Raw genomic sequence first — 16,568 nt, 5'->3', positions numbered from 1 at the left:
CAACTGTTAGTTAGTGAACAAAGTTAAAAAATAATATCTAAACTATTTGTTAATACCATCTAGTAAAATCTGGCTTAGATTTTCTGTTAGATCATTGAGATCAATATCCTCTTTTTTTGGTATCCATAAATAGAGTGAACGTAGTGTTGTTAGAATGGAAAACATCATTACATCTGGTTTTACATTTATTAGCTCACCCTCACCAATACCATGCTCTAGAATATTCTTAAAATCATCCTCATACTCTGATCGCAACTTAATGTAGTAAGGCATTTGTTCCTCTAAATGCATCCAATCGTTGTTTAGAGATGCCATTCCATAAATATTCTGACTAGATAATGTTACATGAAGCTTAATAATGGCTTTTAATTTATTGATACAAGATTCGCCGGAACCTTTAATTTCTAGCATACCAGCCGTGAATTTTTCAGCAAGAGAAATGATAATAGCCTTAAGAATATCTTGCTTGGAATTTATATGGTTATACAGACTGGCTGCTTTAATACCCATAGTTTTTGCAATATCTCGCATCGTAACTGCACTATATCCTTTTTCCTTAAAAAGTTTAGCAGCTACCCTTATGATTTCCTCTTTTCGAGATTCTATTTTATTCTTCATTTCATTAGCGAAATTAAGTGAAAATTATTTTTTATAAATCCCTCATGTAACATTAGTTACGTTCAAAGCACTTGGAAGTTCTCATATTTGACAAAAAATTACAACATGGGAATTTTAAGCACACTATTCGGACAATCAACAAGTCAACTTACAGAATATATAGCTAAAGGTGCAATTTATCTAGATGTAAGAACTGAAAGGGAGTTTAATACAAACCATATTAAAACGGCTTTAAATATACCTCTACAAGAACTAAACTATCGTGTAGACGAAATTAAGAAAACAAATAAACCTGTAGTTGTATATTGTGCCAGTGGCGCAAGATCTTCGAGTGCAACTCGATTCCTAAAGCAAAATGGCGTTGATGCCATTAATGGTGGAGGAATTTCAAAAGTTAGGAATGCTATTTTTAGCTAATCTTATTTAAATTAAAGTTTTATACCCAAGTTGTTAAGTCCCTCGATTGAATTAATAGTTTCCTCATTATATTGAAGAGTCCAGCCCATTGAATTGGTGAGTATATAAAATTTAGAAAGCTCACTTATCAATCTATTCTTAGCATTAGTTTTTAATTCTGAATTCTCAATTTTTTTCATTAATGAGCTCTTGACAATTTCCTTGATTTCATTATAATCCTTAGCTTCAAACTGATTTAAAAAATCAGCTTGAATATCATAATATTCGAGATCTGGATTAATATTTAATTCTTCCTTTGGTACACTTTTTATAACAAGTGTTTTTTTATCAGCATCAATACTGTATTCAATCTGGGATAAATCATAGCTTACTGTAACATCTGCATTTACAATTACAATTGCTTGTTTTTTTGCCTCCAATAAATCACCAAAATAAGTCTGAGAATTTTTATAGGTAAATACTTCGCTAAAATGACCTTCAGTCACTACGAGTTTGCCTATATTTTTTATCTGCTTTTCAAGGAGTGAAGTATTCTCTTGCAGAGTTATTTTATCCTCATTTTTATTACCGCAATATTTAAAAGTAAATAAAACAATAAGTGTTATTACAACTCCAAATAGAATTTTTCGCATAAGCTAATTTATAAAATAAAGTGAATCAAAACCGATACTTTTTAATTCAAATTAGATTTACACTTCAACTAATTTATTCCACACTTTAACTATTAATCAATTAACAAAACACTGATGCTTTGTTTTAGTGGTAATGAAATTCTATATTTATTCAAATCAGGCTAAAAATCCCTCAAGTCTCACAATAGCTTTGTTTTAATCCATTAGATCAATTGTGATGTCTAAAAACTTTTTAGTGATTCTTTTTTTGTTTAGCATTTTAGTCTCTTATGGCCAAAAATCTAGTCTTATTAAAAACGTAAACTTCCGAGCAAAAGAATTAAAACATGATTTAAATCAAGATGGAGATTCATTACTTCTAGAAAGCAAACAGACTATTTATCAAGTTGAGATTTACAATAGCTTTTATGAAAAAAAAATGTCTATTAATAGATATAAAACTAAGGTTGCCATAAATGATTTACCACAAGGGAAATATATTACAGAAGTAGTCTTAAGCGATAGGCGAATAATAATGACATTAATAAGGCATGAAGCAGTAGGTGAAACTATGATGTTATCTGATGCTCCTTTAAAAAGTATAAGTATCACTTCTATAGAAACAGACAACATACCTCAAGACATGGCTTCCTATGCGGAACCGATTAAAATTGCGGAATCAACTCAACAACCAAATGAATCCGAAGCTGAAGATTTAAATTTTAAAAATGAAGAGCAACTTGCAGATATTAAAAATGAAGAGACTGATATTAAAATAAATACTACTCAGACAGATAATAACATTAGAGGATATAATTATAGCCCATCGGCACTTCTAAATACAAGATTAAAGAAACCATCTGAAAGGTCTAATAAAAAGTATTGGATTGAAATAGAAATAAATACAGGTAATAGTTCATATAAAACTAAAAAAATAGTATCAGGCGATTTAATTGCTGATCTTATTTCACAAAACAAAGCCGAAATCAAAACGGCCAGAGGTAGAAATAACAAATTGACAATATGGGAAGTTTATGACACAAGTAAATTTATGAAAGAACAGTTACTCAACAGAAATTATGCTTCTTCTTCAGAATCGTCACAATATTTTAACCCTGTTCCGTATTACCAAACGAGAAAATCAAAAACCTCACGCTAATTTATTTACTTAGACTATATCATTCAATAATATGGCATATGATGAACATATAGGAGAAAGAATGCATAATATTATTAAATCTAAAAGGGTTCCATTTCTAAGTAAAAAAATGATGGGTGGATTGGTTTTTATGGTTAACAATAAAATGTGTTGAGGGACTCATGTGATAAAAAATATGGAGACAGCTTACTAATGCTGAAAATAGGAGAGTCTGCTTATTCTGAAGTTATTGAAAAGCCAGAATGCCTGCCAATGGATTTCACAGGCAGACCAATGAAGGGGTTCATTTTTATAACACCTGATGGTTTTGATATGGATGAGGATTTAGAATATTGGATTGAACTCGCCTTAAAATTTAATCTTGAACATTATCGATAAAGTACAAGGATTTAATTTTCAAATTATATTTCCGAAAATCGTAACTTCAGGATCTCAAAAAATTCTAAAAATGTCAACACGAAAAATTTCTATTTCATTATTAATTATTTGTTTAATTGCTTGGTCTTGTTCTAAAGATAATTCACAAAAAGCTACAATGCTAATTTTTGGAGGAACCATATATACAGTTGATTCATTAGTTACTGTTGAAGCAATTGCAACAAAAGACGATAAAATTATATTTACTGGTAGTCTTGAGGAAGCCGAAGAATTTAAAGGTAAAGACACAAAACTTATAGATTTAGAAGGTAAGACAATGACTCCTGGTTTAATAGAAGGTCATGGTCATTTTATGGGCTTAGGTTATAATGAACTGAACCTTGACCTTATGAATACAACAAGTTACCAAGCTATTGTAGATGCTGTTGCGGAACGTGTAAAATTGGCAAAACCAGGTGAGTGGATTACGGGTAGAGGCTGGCATCAAAGTAAATGGGACAGTATGCCTGCAGAAACAGTACATGGATTTCAAACTCATCATTTATTGAGTGAAGTTTCTCCAGACAATCCAGTTTATCTAAGGCATGCCAGTGGTCATGCTGGTTTTGCTAATGAAAAGGCAATGGAAATCGCAGGTTTAATCAATTTATCAATTGATGGTGTTAAGGAATATGAGGTTGAAGGAGGCGAAGTATTAGTTGACGCTTCTGGCAAACCAACTGGCGTATTTAATGAACGTGCTCAGTCTTTGATTACTCAGCACATACCTGAAAGAACTCCAGAATCTGATATTAAGGCCTTCGATTTAGCTGTTGAAGCATGTCATAAAAACGGAATTACCAGCTTTCATGATGCAGGTATCCCAAGAGAAACCATTGAGCTCTACAATAAAATGAAGGCTGAAGGTAAAATGGAAACACGCATTTATGCCATGTTAACAGGTTGGGATGGAGATTTATTGAATGAATGGTTTGAAAAAGGAACTATGATAGATCAAGATAATCTTTTTACCATTAGATCTGTGAAACTCAACTGTGATGGTGCATTAGGATCAAGAGGCGCATGGTTATTAGAGCCATATTCAGATAGACCAGATCACTTCGGTCATGAAACTTTGCCTATGGAATTTGTAAAGAAAACTGCTCTAAATGGTTTGGTACATGGCTTTCAAGTCTGCTCACATGCTATTGGAGATAGAGCAAATCGTGAGATTTTAGATCGTTATGAAATAGCACTTAACAAATATCCCGAGTCTTCAAAGGACCATAGATTTAGAATTGAACACGCTCAACATTTACACCCTGAAGACATACCTCGATTTGCAGAATTACATGTAATCCCAGCAATGCAAGCTGTACATATGTCTTCAGATAGACCATGGGCAATCGATAGACTTGGTGAAAAAAGAATTAAAGAAGGCGCTTATATGTGGCAAACATTATTGCAAAGTGGTGTTCCAATTGTAAATGGCACAGATGTTCCTGTAGAACCTTTGAATCCAATTGCAAGTTTTTACGCAAGTGTGAGTAGAAAAACCCTAAAAGGTTTACCAGAAGGTGGTTATGAACCTGAACAAAAAATGACACGAGAGCAAGCTTTGAAATCATATACATTAGATGCCGCTTATGGTGCTTTTGAAGAAGATATAAAAGGTTCCATTTCAGTTGGAAAATTGGCTGATTTTACCATTTACAATCAAGATTTAATGACTGTAGATGAAGGAGACATCCTAGATACAAAGATTTCAATGACAATCTTTGGAGGTAAAGTAGTTTATGATTCTTCAAACTAAGAACTTCAAAATGATTAATTAATCGGGTGATTAAGTAGAAATAAAATGTACAAAAAACGGAACATAGAATTTAAAGAATTGATTAGTACTGATGGTTGGAAAATAAAAATCTACACCATTTCTAAAGAAAGTGAATTTAATCACTCTAAATTCTACGACCATGTAAAATCACAATTGTCTGAATGGCTAAAAACCAATAATGGTTTTAATTCAGACCATGAAAACATTGGATTTTTAATTCTACATGCAGGTACAGAAGGTATTTTCTCATTAATTAATTGGTGGGTTGGTAAAAACATGCTCAATACTTTAATTTTTAAAAGTGATTACGATAATCTAAGCCATTTCGAAAAAATTTCCGGCAATGTTTAGCACCATGTATATGGGAATTAGAAGTAATAAATCACGAACGGATTGCATGGACCAAATACGTTTTAAAGAATACCGAAAAACCTAATTTTGAGAATTATTTAACTGATACATTTTCTGGAGAATTTTAATATAAAGACTGAATTTACCTTAATTTTTTATACCCTATTTTTTACCATATATCGGCTGTTGATGTAAATTAACCTTAAATTTTGCATATTATCTACATATTGATGCAACTACAAATGTAGTATATAGTTTTATCTCATAATTTTCAACTATGGCTAAATATTTTAGCTTTAGGTTGCCCCCTCAACACACCTACTTATGAAAAAAACTACGAACACAATTTTGTTATTGCTTTTGACTGCATTTATGTATGGTCAAAACTCCACGTTATTAAAAAACATAAACTACAGAGCTAATGAATTAAAACATTCATTGAACAAATCTGGTGACACCTTACTTCTTGAAGGGGAGAGAACCATATTCTCTGTTTCATTTTTTAATAACAAATTTGAAAAACGAATTTCAATAAGAAACAACAAGGCTTCAATTCCGCTAAAAGATATTCCTTTAGGCAGATTTACAACTGAAGTAAAGCTAAGTGATAAATTAATTATACTTACACTTTTAAGACATGAACCCATATTAGCATCTACCAAAATAAATACTAATACTATTAATGATGCAACAACTGCAAAAGTTTTAGAAACAACTAAAGAATCTAATACGACTTTGTCTAGCAACTCAGGATCTAAGTCTTATGAATCATTTGACGGTTTAGCTGTTGCAAATGGTAAAATCATCGAAGTTGAACCTAAAAAAGCACCTATAGTTACTGGTTATTGGATAATTTGTAAAATACAAAATGGTAACAGCGGAAGAACAATTAATCGCATAGGTGATAAAAAAGTTGTTGACAAGATGATTGCTCAAAATAAGTTAGACATGAAAACACGTTTAGGGAAGTTTAATGCCTTAACTATTTGGGAAGTTTATGATACTAGCAAGTTTATGAGATTTAAAAGAATAAATCCCGAATACGCTAATGCTGAAAGCGCTGAGTCTTTCAATACAATACCATATTACGACACTGAGAGGGACTCAATGATAGAATAATTAATTCTTTTTTAACTCTAATTTTTCCGCGAAATAATCGCAAAAATCTTTCATGGTTGCAGTCATTTTTTCATCATGTGTAGCACGCATAAAGGTATCGCTCATTGTAACTAAGGTCTGATGAAAAAATAATTTCATCTCATCAACAGGCATGTCCTTAGTCCATAAGTCTATTTTTAAAGTCTCTTGCGCATTGCTATCCCAAACCGAGAGCATAATTGCCTTTGCCTCTTCATTATCAATACCACCATCCTGTGCCGACCAATTCAGTTTTTCTGGCACACGATTTTCATCTAGCTCTACATTAAGTTCAATTTTACTTTTTAAGGTATTTGCCATTATTTTTTTGGTTTAAATCTTGATTTTCTAAAAATTTCTTCAGGTTCAGTTTGCATAATATCAAATACTGACAATTCAGTCTTATCAGCATATGCCCTAACTATTTGCCAACCAATATACTGACCTAATCTTCCAGGTGATTCCCTATCTAATTCTAAATAGAATTTTGAAAAGGGCGCATCCATAATAAAACGTGCAGGTAACTTACTATCAGTACTATACAATAGTTCTTTTTCTACAAAATAGCTCCATATTGGGCCTTCATTAGCTTCTGCCCAACTTAACTGCTCTTCAGTGTATCCTATTTTCTCAGCATCTGATTTAAATGGAATCACTATATCCTTAAAGTATAGTAGTTTACCATAATAAATCATTTCATCTAATAGCGTCATTCTATTAGTTTGATAAACATATTTCTCTGCATAACCATTTGCAATATCTACGGCAATTTGCTCTCTCTCCATATTACTTGCAAGGTATCTTGGAATGTTTTGGTAAAATTCGTGGTCTGCACCTAAAAAATTATCAAGAGCAATTAGTGTAATGGAATCAGTTACAATTGTCTTATCTCTGTAGGCTACGTCATTTGTTAGAGTAATAACACGCGGTATCTTAAAGGTTTTATCGTAATACTTTAAGTGTTGAAAGAGTCCTGTCAGTTCGTTTTTCACAACCTTTATATCTGGAAACTTCTTATTAACTTCTAACAATAAACTTTTTTGAAGTGTATCGTTCATTCTCTTTTCCCAAATCGAATCTGGTATTTGTTTTGAAAACAAGAATGGAAACGTCTGTTTTAAGTTTGGTAAGTCTTTAGACTTGGCGTTGTAAAATGCTTTATCAAAACGTTCAATGGTATAATCAATTTCAATCTTAGAAATTTCATTTTCAATGCTTTTATCATCATTACAGGACGCTAAAAACATAGTTGCTATTAAAATAATGTAAAATCGTATTTGTATTTGGTAAAACATTTTTAATCCTAACACGTTTCCGTTATTTTTGTTGTGCAAAGGTACATTTCTTTTATATTAAAATATTCTAAAAATTATGCATACAGAAAAGGTAGTTGATCATATTGTAAATTGGTTAAAGGATTATGCAACAAATGCCAATGTTAAGGGTTTTGTCGTAGGTATTTCTGGCGGAATCGACTCAGCAGTTACCTCTACCTTATGTGCAAAAACTGGTTTAAATGTTTTATGTATTGAAATGCCAATTCATCAAGCTGCAAGTCATGTTAGCAGAGCACAAGAACATATTGCACAACTTAAAAAACGCTTTCCAAATGTAAAGGATACTCGTGTGGATTTAACACCAGTGTTTGAAGAGTTTAAGACCGAAGTGAGTTTGGATGGTAATCAAGCCACAGTAGATATGGCTTTGGCAAATACTAGAGCACGTTTGCGGATGACGACGTTATATTATCATGCAGGCCTTTTAGGGTTGCTTGTTGCTGGAACGGGTAATAAAGTGGAGGATTTTGGAGTAGGGTTTTATACAAAGTATGGTGATGGTGGAGTAGACCTTAGTCCTATTGCGGATTTATTAAAATCTGAAGTCTATGAAATTGGCGAGTATTTGGAAGTACCTGAATCCATTATGAAGGCCGCACCAAGTGATGGTTTATTTGGCGATGCACGTAGTGACGAAGACCAGATTGGTGCTTCTTACCCAGAATTAGAATGGGCTATGAAAATGGACGATGAAGGAAAAACAGCCTCTGATTTTGAAGGTAGACAAAAGAAAGCATTTGAGATTTACAAACGCTTCAATACGATGAACAAACACAAGATGATTCCTATACCAATTTGCGAAATTCCTATTAATTTAAGGTGATTTATGCATTTTAACGATTAAATTGCACCATATGTTTTATTTTTCGTACCTTTTGTTTAACGAATCTTCTGACATATTGGGCCTTAATTAGCTTATTTTATTGACATTACCCTAACCAAACCTAAAATCAATTATCATGGTAAATATATTGATTGTAGACAGTCATCCCATTGTAAGAACAGGTCTCGATTTGTTTTTAAACAGTAAACCAGATTTTAACGTCGTTGGTACGTTAAATAGTGGCATAGAAATTTTCGAATTTGTTAGACGAAATGATGTTGATGTTATCATTTCTGAAATTGACTTGCCAGAACTAAATGGCATCACAGCACTTAGGGCAATAAAAAAAGAAAATAAAGATGTTAGAGTTTTAATTTTCAGTCATCAGCCTGAAGAAATTTATGCTGTCAGTACAATTAAAGCAGGAGCCTCTGGTTATTTAAGTAAATCAGCAAGTGTTGAAGAAATAGAAATTGCCGTGCGAAAAGTAAATGCTGGCGAAGTGTCGTTAAGTGAAAAAATGGATAAACATTTGCGCTATGAGGATACTCGAAAAAGCAGAAGCAGGTTGTTTAAAAAATTATCTACAAGAGAAGTTGAAGTGCTAAAACTACTCTCGATAGGTAGAAAAAACAAGGAAATTGCCCAAGAGCTTGATATAAACGAAAAAACTGTAAGTACTTATAAAGCGAGATTATTTAAAAAGTTGAATGTAACTAATATTGTAGATTTAATTCACCAAGCAAAACACCATAATCTTACTTCGTAGCGTATCCTCCGATAACCTTACCAAGCTTTCTTGATAAAAGCATTTTAAGACCAACATAATCTTTAACGTCTTCTAAAATTGCTCGAGAATTTGACTGTTCTCTTAAAGTATCTTCTTTATATTCTGCAACTTTCTGATCGATTAGATAACAGCGTAGACTTAGTATGGTCTGGCTCACTAATTGTGATATTGTGTGTTGTTTTTCCTTTGGAATGATATTGTTTCTATGCCAATCATGAAGGTTGTATTTTTCGTCCTCCATCAATATACTTGTTATTGTTGAGGCAGAATCCTGATCTAATTGATTAATAAAGTCCTTAGTAGAAAATTCGTTCTCTTGATTTAGTTTATCTATAATTGAGTAGTACATTTCCCTAAATCTTTCATTAGAAAACATCATTTCATCTTCTTGAAGATCTAAATATATTTTTTCAAAAACCCGAGTCTCATGGATTGTGGGCTCCATTATTAAATCACCCGAAACCTCATCTTCCTTCAAAACTAAATCTTCAAATTGCTCTGTCCTATCTCCATAAAGCATTAAAATCTCAATAATTTTTCGCTCTAATTCATATTGAACATTTACCTTCTCCTTAACCTGATCCTCATTCCTTACTACTTCAAATGCTTTTTGTTCTTGTTTGTACTTCTTATTGGCTTCTTGTACATCTTTTTTATGTATCTGAGCGAGTGTACTGAACAAAACCTCTTCACTAATATCCATTATCCGAGCACATTCTTGAATGTATACTTCGCGTTTAATCTGATCTGGTATTTTTGAGATACTATTTACAATTTCACGAATAGTTTCGGCTTTTTTAATTGGATCATTGTCAGACTCCTTGACTAATAAAGATGCCTTAAACTGTATAAAATCCTTGGCGTTTTCAGATAGGTAATTCGAAATCTCTTCTAAAGTATTAGACTTGGCAAAACTATCCGGATCCTCACCATCTGGGAACGTGCAGACCTTTACGTTCATACCTTGCTCCAAAATTAAATCAATACCTCTTATTGAAGCCCTGATACCTGCCGCATCACCATCAAATAAAACGGTAATATTATTGGTAAGTCTGTTAATTAATCTAATTTGTTCTGGTGTTAAGGCCGTACCTGAAGAAGACACTACGTTGGTAATCCCAGTCTGATAAAATTGTATAACATCAGTATAGCCTTCAACCAAGTAACAATTATCTTCTTTAGCAATAGCCTGCTTAGCAAAATACAGACCATAAAGAATTTTACTTTTATGATATATATCGCTTTCAGGAGAATTAAGATATTTTGCTGCCTTTTTATCGTTACCTAAAATTCGGCCACCAAAACCAAGTATACGACCACTCATACTATGGATTGGGAACATTACCCTTCCCTTGAATCTATCGAATCGTTTTTCCTCCTTTACTATGGTAAGGCCTGTTTTTTCCAAGAATTCAATACTATAACCATTTTTTAAGGCATCATCTGTAAATGCCTGCCACTCATCTAAAGCATATCCAAGTTGAAATTTCTTAATGGTTTCTTCCGTGAAGCCACGTTCCTTAAAATAACTCAACCCAATGGCCTGACCTTGATCGGTTTTATGTAATATTTTCTGAAAATAGGTATTGGCATATTCACTTACCAAGTACAAACTTTCCCGAGCATCAGCCTTTGCCTTTTCCTCGTCTGTACGCTGGGTCTCCTCTACTTCAATATTATATTTTTTAGCAAGGTATTTAATAGCTTCAGGATACGTAAAATGTTCATGCTCCATTAAAAAGGTAACGGCATTACCACCTTTACCTGTTGAAAAGTCCTTCCAGATTTGCTTAACTGGTGACACCATAAAACTTGGTGTACGTTCGTCACTAAATGGACTTAACCCCTTAAAATTACTACCAGCCTTTTTAAGTTGTACAAAATCCCCAATCACTTCTTCTACGCGAGCAGTTTCAAAAACTTGTGATATGGTATTTTGTGAAATCAAATGTTTGGATTTTAGTAAGTCTGTAAATTTAAGATAATCTATTTGTTTTGAAAACAGCAGATAGAAACTTATTTGACTTTGTCCCAAAAAACGACGAACTTCGTTTAACTCATGCGCATTGAATAAAATAGAATCCTATCCAAAATTATAAGCCTTGATAATGAAAAACTTTATAACAATAATATTTTTATTGATTGTGTTTTTTTCGTGCAATACTGAGATAAAGAATAAGGAAACCCAGACTATTTCAACGAATAAGAAAAAAGAATACATTTCCTTATCTCGTGCTCGATACTGTGATCAATTACATGGTTTTTGGCTTGGCCAGAGTATTGCCAATTGGACCGGTCTCGTTACAGAAATGGATAAAATTGGTAATATAGGTGAAATTAAGACTGGTGACTTTTACACAAGAGCAAACTGGGGCAAACCCGATCTACCTAGTATTTGGGGCGAAGGATTACCTAGTGATATTTCAGACACTATTGACTTTGTCTTTAAAGATCAATCTAAGATTTGGGGATCGGATGATGATACGGATATAGAATACATGTATCAATACCTCCTCAACACCAATAACACTTATATTTTATCAGCGCAACAAATACGTGACGGATGGTTAAAACATATTAAAACTGAAGAGGAAAATTATTTATGGGTATCAAATCAAAAGGCATTTGATTTAATGAGGGATGGTTTGCTTCCTCCTGAGACCGGGAATCCTTCAAACAATGAACATTATGAAATGATAGATGCGCAATTAACTACTGAGATTTTTGGTCTGTACTCTCCTACAAGACCTGATGTCGCAATCAATATAGCTCATTTACCTATTCAAACCACCGCAAGAAATGAAGCAGAGGATATTTCAAAGTTTTATGTTTCAATGTATTCATTGGCATCAAAAAAAAATACAGAAAAATCTATGAGTAAGAGAATACACTGGATGGCAAATGAAGCCCGAGCATTTCTTGATGATAATTCTTATCCAGCAAAGATGTTTGATTACACTCAAAAACTTTATAAATCAGGAATTAAATGGGAACAAACTAGAGATTCAATTTATTATAGATATCAAGTCAAACAACAAGACGGATACGATATAACTTCAAAGAACTTGTATTGTAACGGTTGCTTTGCTGCTGGTATAAACTTTGCAGCAAGCTTAGTAAGTTTGTTTTATGGTGAAGGCGATTTAAAACGTACTATAAAGATTGGAACTCTTGCTGGATGGGACTCTGACAATCCTACCGCTACTTGGGGTGGTTTAATTGGTTTCATGATAGGAAAAGATGGAATAGAAAAAACTTTCAATAGACAATTCTCAAATCGATTTAATATCCACAGAACAAGACAAAACTTCCCAAATAATGGAATTGACACTTTTGAAAATATGGCTAAAAAGGGATTGATAATAGTTGACAGAGTTGTAAAAGAAGAATTGGGTGGAACAATTAATAAGGAAGAAAATACCTGGGTAATTCCTCAAAGATTCGAAGATTCGAAGATTCGAAGATTCGAAGATTCGAAGATTCGAAGATTCGAAGATTAAATCAATTCAAAAAAAACATGAATAGAAAGTTGTTTTAAATTAATTATCTAAAGACAAACAACAAGTAATTTAATAAAATGAAATATTCTAGACTCATAATTATTACTATATGCTTAGTACTAACCTTCTCAAGCTGTTTTGCTCAAACCAAAATTATGTCCTATAACATACGGTATGATACTCCAAATGATGGAGACAACTGGTGGGATCTCCGCAAAAATGGAGTCGTGAAACTATTAAAATACTATAGCCCAGACTTTATTGGTATTCAAGAAGCAATGCCAAATCAATTAAAATTTATTGCTGACCATCTTGGTCGATACAAGTTTATCGGTCATGGCAGGGATGGGTTAGACACTGAGAGCGAAGGATGTCCTATTTTTTATAACAATTATAAGTATGAATTAATAGATAAAAAGATTTTTTGGCTATCTAGTACTCCTGATAGAGTATCTAAAGGCTGGGATGCTGACCTAAATAGGATTGTTGTTTACGGAAAATTCAAATCAAAATCAACGAAACAGATTATTTATGTATTTAACACTCACTTTGATCACAAAGGAGAAAATGCACGTTTAAAATCTGCAGATTTAATAATTGATTATATCAGAAAAAATCAATTGACAAATAAAAGAATAGTTTTAATGGGAGACCTTAATTGCCTTCCATCTGAATCTCCTATTAAATTTCTAGAAAAAGAGTTTAAATTGAGTTCCAAAATAGCTGAATCTTCTACATATGGCCCTATTGGTACTTTTAATGGATTCGATACTACAAAACCTGTTAGCAAAAAAATAGACTATATACTTACTAAGAATATAGATGTGAAAAGCTATCGATGTGTAGATGATAGAAGAACTGACAATTTACACTTGTCTGATCATTTCCCATTATTAATAAAGATTTAAATCCCCATCATTATTAATATAGAATGTCAAACTAGCCCAACTTAATCAATTGCGCAGTAAAACTTCAACAGAAAAGCCTTAATCTTAATATAGATCAAGGCTTAAAAATTGAAATATTGTTTGATTTAATCCATGTCAAATCTTAACCCAAGGGAAATGGTGTTCTGATCGAATGTCTGATCCTTAAACAAAGGGTTTAAATCGTACTTAACATATAAGGCTGTACCACCCCAAGCTAAATAACCGCTAAGCCCATAGACAAATTCACTTACTTCAAAACCTCCATTTTGCTTATCTTTTACGCGTTCTCCATCCTCCTTATACTTAAGTTTTTGTCTGCTACCAATGTTAAGACCTGCATAACCTCCAAGCCCAATCTTTAATTGATTACGTGTTGAATATCTAAAGTAGTTGTCTCTTTCTATCTTTTTTGATGGACCAAATTCTAAATGGATTGGAAATACTAAATTAGTAGTTCGGAATTTGGCCTTATCTAAATCTAATGGAAATTCTTGCAGTTCAATCTGGTCATCGTTATTTACCAAAAACATATTATCCTTCATATCAAATTTATTCCATTGAAAAGAAAATCCGTATTTCACCCTCCAGAAATTTGTATTGTCAAATAATCTCGTTTTCCAAGCGTAACCCAGCTCCACAAATCCTGAGCCGCCAAGTTTATATGGCGAATCGTCAAGGCTTTGCCCATCAATTAATGCATTATTAAAACCAATAGCAAATACAATATCTTCAGTAGTTCTTCTGTCGTATTTTCTTGGTTTATCATCGTCCTTTTTACCTATGTAAATAAAACTCTCACTGGTATTGTCATCACCACCAATTCTGATAATAGTCTGGTCGTCTTCAGATCCCGGCATACTTACTTGATAAACTTTTTCAGTTCTTTGATAAATGGCTATCTGCTTATCAATTATAGCCAACTTATCTGCAATATTTGCTGCTCTTTTTTCAGCCGCCTCTTTCTTTAGATTCTCTGCTTGCTCTGCGGTTATCTCACCAGAGTCTAATCGTTGATTTATTTTTTCAATGTCTTCTTTTAGATATTCGCGTTCTTGCTTTTCTACATTTTCTTTTTGCTTTTTCAGCTTTTCTATTTGTTCATTTTTATATGTTTGACTTGCCAATTCTGGTTCCATTGAGTCTATATTAACACTGTCAATCTCTTTGGTTTGACCATATGATATGGCACATATACCTAATACTAATAATGGGATGAAAATTCTTGTAATTGTGTTCATAACTGTTCGATTTTTGATGATTATAATTGTTTAATTTGATTCTCTTTTAATTGTTACGCTGCGCAACTGCAGTTTTTACCGTCTCATAGCTATCCTTTAGCGCTTCAAATACACGACTTCTAAATGACTGCCCCATATCATCTTGCACCTCTTCAAGCAAAGCATTTGCATCAACTGTTTTACTAGATTCTTTAATTAGTTTGTTTGTTGTGAGTTGTTTACTCGCTAATTTTAATAACGAGTCTACTTCTCTATCAAGTTGTATGGCGCTTGTTTCTTTAATGTTCTCAATAACCTCTGCCACTGCTGTTTTATCAATCTCTGGATTTTTAATGATGTTTTGGTTAATGTCAGCTTTATGACTCTCTAATTCCAGATTTTTGACTTCTACCTTTTTTGTATTAGAAACCAACTTTGTTTTAGGCGCTGATTTATTTTCAACCAATTGCTTAATATTATTATCAATAATAGAATTTTCTGTTTTTTCTTCTTCCTGTATTTGCTCTTTAGGTGAAACTTCTTCACTAACTAATTGGTTATCTTCATTGTTAATTAGAATAGCATCTTCATTGTCCTTAATCTCATTTGACTCTTCATTTACGATTTCTGACGAAATCTCAGTAACCCCATCCTTGTTAAAAACCTGGATTGTTATAGCAATCATAATCACTAGCATAGCTGCAATACTCAACCACCAATAGATAGGTCTTTTAGATTTCTTGTCGTCAGCATCTAATCTATTAGATAGATTGGCCCAACCGTCTGACGATGGTGTTAAGGTGCGCTTTTCAAGCTTTTCCTTTAATTGTTCTTCAAATTTAATTGGTGCCATAACTAGTGTTATTTAATTCTTTAATCTTTTGTTGCAAAATCTGTCTTGCTTTGAATAATTGTGATTTTGACGTGCCTTCTGAAATATTCAATAATTCTGCAATTTCATGATGCTTATACCCTTCAATGGCATACATTACAAATACCATCTTATATCCTTCTGGTAAACTGTCTATTACTTGCTGTATCTCTGCAACTTCAATATTGGTTTTAATATTATTTGAATAATCCTTTTCTAAATATCCATCCTCAGCAATAAACTCAATATTTTTTTTAGTACGAAGAAACGAAATGGCCTCCCTAACCATAATTCGTCGAATCCAACCTTCAAAACTACCTTCATTCTTAAATGATTTAAGATGTTTAAACACCTTAAAAAAGCCATTTAACATCACCTCTTCCGCTTGATGTACATCCTTAATGTAGTATCTACATACACTAAGCATTTTTGGAGCATGCAGTTCATACAATAAATGCTGTGCTTCTCTATTGTTTTTTGAAGCCTTATGTATGAGTTTAGATTCGTTTTTATGAAGTTGTATAACTTTCATGTTGGTTTTTACGATTGCTCTTCTATTATTAAAGACGCAATAGTTATGCAAATGGTTGCCTGAAATTAAAAAAAGATTGAGAATT

General features: G+C 32.7%; 18 protein-coding genes. 10 read left to right on the top strand and 8 right to left on the bottom strand.

The annotated features are described in order from the left end of the window. Positions 1 to 42: 42 nt before the first annotated feature. A complete protein-coding gene (locus tag LBV24_RS13890) occupies positions 43 to 618 on the bottom strand; it encodes a TetR/AcrR family transcriptional regulator (protein WP_224479267.1) in 576 nt (191 codons plus the stop codon). 105 nt (positions 619 to 723) lie between these two features. Here LBV24_RS13890 and LBV24_RS13885 point away from each other — a divergent pair, with 105 nt between their 5' ends. Further along, complete coding sequence (locus tag LBV24_RS13885; protein ID WP_224479266.1) at positions 724 to 1,035, top strand: rhodanese-like domain-containing protein; 312 nt, start codon at positions 724 to 726, stop codon at positions 1,033 to 1,035. Between the two features lie 11 nt (positions 1,036 to 1,046). Here LBV24_RS13885 and LBV24_RS13880 read toward each other — a convergent pair whose 3' ends face one another. Continuing rightward, entirely contained in the window at positions 1,047 to 1,667 is a 621-nt protein-coding gene (locus tag LBV24_RS13880) for a DUF4230 domain-containing protein (protein WP_224479265.1), read from the bottom strand. A 217-nt stretch (positions 1,668 to 1,884) separates the two neighbouring features. On the opposite strand from LBV24_RS13880, the gene LBV24_RS13875 reads away from it, so the two are divergent. The 5 genes from LBV24_RS13875 to LBV24_RS13855 all read left to right on the top strand — a co-directional run bounded on the left by LBV24_RS13875 (position 1,885) and on the right by LBV24_RS13855 (position 6,466). Next, positions 1,885 to 2,805, top strand: a complete 921-nt coding sequence (locus LBV24_RS13875) for a hypothetical protein (protein ID WP_224479264.1) — start codon at positions 1,885 to 1,887, stop codon at positions 2,803 to 2,805. Between the two features lie 192 nt (positions 2,806 to 2,997). Beyond that, positions 2,998 to 3,183: a hypothetical protein gene (locus tag LBV24_RS13870; RefSeq protein WP_224479263.1), complete on the top strand. Its 186-nt coding sequence runs from the start codon at positions 2,998 to 3,000 to the stop codon at positions 3,181 to 3,183. A gap of 70 nt (positions 3,184 to 3,253) precedes the next feature. Next, positions 3,254 to 4,975: an amidohydrolase gene (locus LBV24_RS13865; RefSeq protein ID WP_224479262.1), complete on the top strand. Its 1,722-nt coding sequence runs from the start codon at positions 3,254 to 3,256 to the stop codon at positions 4,973 to 4,975. 45 nt (positions 4,976 to 5,020) lie between these two features. Then, positions 5,021 to 5,347, top strand: coding sequence for a hypothetical protein (locus LBV24_RS13860; RefSeq protein ID WP_224479261.1), 327 nt, complete (start codon positions 5,021 to 5,023; stop codon positions 5,345 to 5,347). A 324-nt stretch (positions 5,348 to 5,671) separates the two neighbouring features. Further along, a complete protein-coding gene (locus LBV24_RS13855; protein ID WP_224479260.1) occupies positions 5,672 to 6,466 on the top strand; it encodes a hypothetical protein in 795 nt (264 codons plus the stop codon). Here the strand turns inward: LBV24_RS13855 and gldC are convergent, their stop codons facing one another. Both gldC and gldB read right to left on the bottom strand, forming a co-directional pair. Beyond that, a complete protein-coding gene (gene gldC / locus LBV24_RS13850; RefSeq protein WP_224479259.1) occupies positions 6,467 to 6,805 on the bottom strand; it encodes a gliding motility protein GldC in 339 nt (112 codons plus the stop codon). Further along, a complete protein-coding gene (gldB, locus tag LBV24_RS13845) occupies positions 6,805 to 7,779 on the bottom strand; it encodes a gliding motility lipoprotein GldB (protein ID WP_224479258.1) in 975 nt (324 codons plus the stop codon). Before gldB ends, gldC begins: the two co-directional genes overlap by 1 nt. A 76-nt stretch (positions 7,780 to 7,855) precedes the next feature. Between gldB and nadE the strand changes: the two genes are divergently transcribed. Together nadE and LBV24_RS13835 are read left to right on the top strand one after the other, a co-directional pair. Further along, positions 7,856 to 8,644: an NAD(+) synthase gene (gene nadE / locus LBV24_RS13840; RefSeq protein ID WP_224479257.1), complete on the top strand. Its 789-nt coding sequence runs from the start codon at positions 7,856 to 7,858 to the stop codon at positions 8,642 to 8,644. Between the two features lie 136 nt (positions 8,645 to 8,780). Beyond that, positions 8,781 to 9,413: a response regulator gene (locus LBV24_RS13835; protein ID WP_224479256.1), complete on the top strand. Its 633-nt coding sequence runs from the start codon at positions 8,781 to 8,783 to the stop codon at positions 9,411 to 9,413. On the opposite strand, the gene dnaG is transcribed toward LBV24_RS13835, so the two are convergent. After that, positions 9,403 to 11,382, bottom strand: a complete 1,980-nt coding sequence (gene dnaG, locus LBV24_RS13830) for a DNA primase (protein ID WP_224479255.1) — start codon at positions 11,380 to 11,382, stop codon at positions 9,403 to 9,405. The two genes, LBV24_RS13835 and dnaG, sit on opposite strands and share 11 nt — an antisense overlap. Before the next feature lie 160 nt (positions 11,383 to 11,542). On the opposite strand from dnaG, the gene LBV24_RS13825 reads away from it, so the two are divergent. Continuing rightward, positions 11,543 to 12,934: an ADP-ribosylglycohydrolase family protein gene (locus LBV24_RS13825; RefSeq protein ID WP_224479254.1), complete on the top strand. Its 1,392-nt coding sequence runs from the start codon at positions 11,543 to 11,545 to the stop codon at positions 12,932 to 12,934. 155 nt (positions 12,935 to 13,089) lie between these two features. Next, a complete protein-coding gene (locus LBV24_RS13820) occupies positions 13,090 to 13,842 on the top strand; it encodes an endonuclease/exonuclease/phosphatase family protein (RefSeq protein WP_224479253.1) in 753 nt (250 codons plus the stop codon). A gap of 125 nt (positions 13,843 to 13,967) precedes the next feature. Here the strand turns inward: LBV24_RS13820 and LBV24_RS13815 are convergent, their stop codons facing one another. The 3 genes from LBV24_RS13815 to LBV24_RS13805 are packed head-to-tail and all read right to left on the bottom strand — an operon-like array spanning position 13,968 to position 16,483. Next, entirely contained in the window at positions 13,968 to 15,101 is a 1,134-nt protein-coding gene (locus LBV24_RS13815; protein ID WP_224479252.1) for a DUF2570 domain-containing protein, read from the bottom strand. A gap of 46 nt (positions 15,102 to 15,147) precedes the next feature. Continuing rightward, positions 15,148 to 15,933, bottom strand: a complete 786-nt coding sequence (locus LBV24_RS13810; protein WP_224479251.1) for a hypothetical protein — start codon at positions 15,931 to 15,933, stop codon at positions 15,148 to 15,150. Continuing rightward, a complete protein-coding gene (locus LBV24_RS13805; protein WP_224479250.1) occupies positions 15,920 to 16,483 on the bottom strand; it encodes an RNA polymerase sigma factor in 564 nt (187 codons plus the stop codon). The genes LBV24_RS13810 and LBV24_RS13805 overlap by 14 nt, the downstream gene beginning before the upstream one ends. Positions 16,484 to 16,568 lie beyond the last annotated feature (85 nt).

The organism is Winogradskyella vincentii, assembly GCF_020166345.1.
Taxonomy (GTDB): Bacteria; Bacteroidota; Bacteroidia; order Flavobacteriales; family Flavobacteriaceae; genus Winogradskyella; species Winogradskyella vincentii.
This window is presented reverse-complemented; position numbering and strand designations above follow the sequence as displayed.

Bases quoted from the DNA above. Each gene is read 5' to 3' on its own strand.
- LBV24_RS13890 (WP_224479267.1), bottom strand. From the start codon at position 618: ATGAAGAATAAAATAGAATCTCGAAAAGAGGAAATCATAAGGGTAGCT.
- LBV24_RS13885 (WP_224479266.1), top strand. From the start codon at position 724: ATGGGAATTTTAAGCACACTATTCGGACAATCAACAAGTCAACTTACA.
- LBV24_RS13880 (WP_224479265.1), bottom strand. From the start codon at position 1,667: ATGCGAAAAATTCTATTTGGAGTTGTAATAACACTTATTGTTTTATTT.
- LBV24_RS13875 (WP_224479264.1), top strand. From the start codon at position 1,885: ATGTCTAAAAACTTTTTAGTGATTCTTTTTTTGTTTAGCATTTTAGTC.
- LBV24_RS13870 (WP_224479263.1), top strand. From the start codon at position 2,998: ATGCTGAAAATAGGAGAGTCTGCTTATTCTGAAGTTATTGAAAAGCCA.
- LBV24_RS13865 (WP_224479262.1), top strand. From the start codon at position 3,254: ATGTCAACACGAAAAATTTCTATTTCATTATTAATTATTTGTTTAATT.
- LBV24_RS13860 (WP_224479261.1), top strand. From the start codon at position 5,021: ATGTACAAAAAACGGAACATAGAATTTAAAGAATTGATTAGTACTGAT.
- LBV24_RS13855 (WP_224479260.1), top strand. From the start codon at position 5,672: ATGAAAAAAACTACGAACACAATTTTGTTATTGCTTTTGACTGCATTT.
- gldC (WP_224479259.1), bottom strand. From the start codon at position 6,805: ATGGCAAATACCTTAAAAAGTAAAATTGAACTTAATGTAGAGCTAGAT.
- gldB (WP_224479258.1), bottom strand. From the start codon at position 7,779: ATGTTTTACCAAATACAAATACGATTTTACATTATTTTAATAGCAACT.
- nadE (WP_224479257.1), top strand. From the start codon at position 7,856: ATGCATACAGAAAAGGTAGTTGATCATATTGTAAATTGGTTAAAGGAT.
- LBV24_RS13835 (WP_224479256.1), top strand. From the start codon at position 8,781: ATGGTAAATATATTGATTGTAGACAGTCATCCCATTGTAAGAACAGGT.
- LBV24_RS13825 (WP_224479254.1), top strand. From the start codon at position 11,543: ATGAAAAACTTTATAACAATAATATTTTTATTGATTGTGTTTTTTTCG.
- LBV24_RS13820 (WP_224479253.1), top strand. From the start codon at position 13,090: ATGTCCTATAACATACGGTATGATACTCCAAATGATGGAGACAACTGG.
- LBV24_RS13815 (WP_224479252.1), bottom strand. From the start codon at position 15,101: ATGAACACAATTACAAGAATTTTCATCCCATTATTAGTATTAGGTATA.
- LBV24_RS13810 (WP_224479251.1), bottom strand. From the start codon at position 15,933: ATGGCACCAATTAAATTTGAAGAACAATTAAAGGAAAAGCTTGAAAAG.
- LBV24_RS13805 (WP_224479250.1), bottom strand. From the start codon at position 16,483: ATGAAAGTTATACAACTTCATAAAAACGAATCTAAACTCATACATAAG.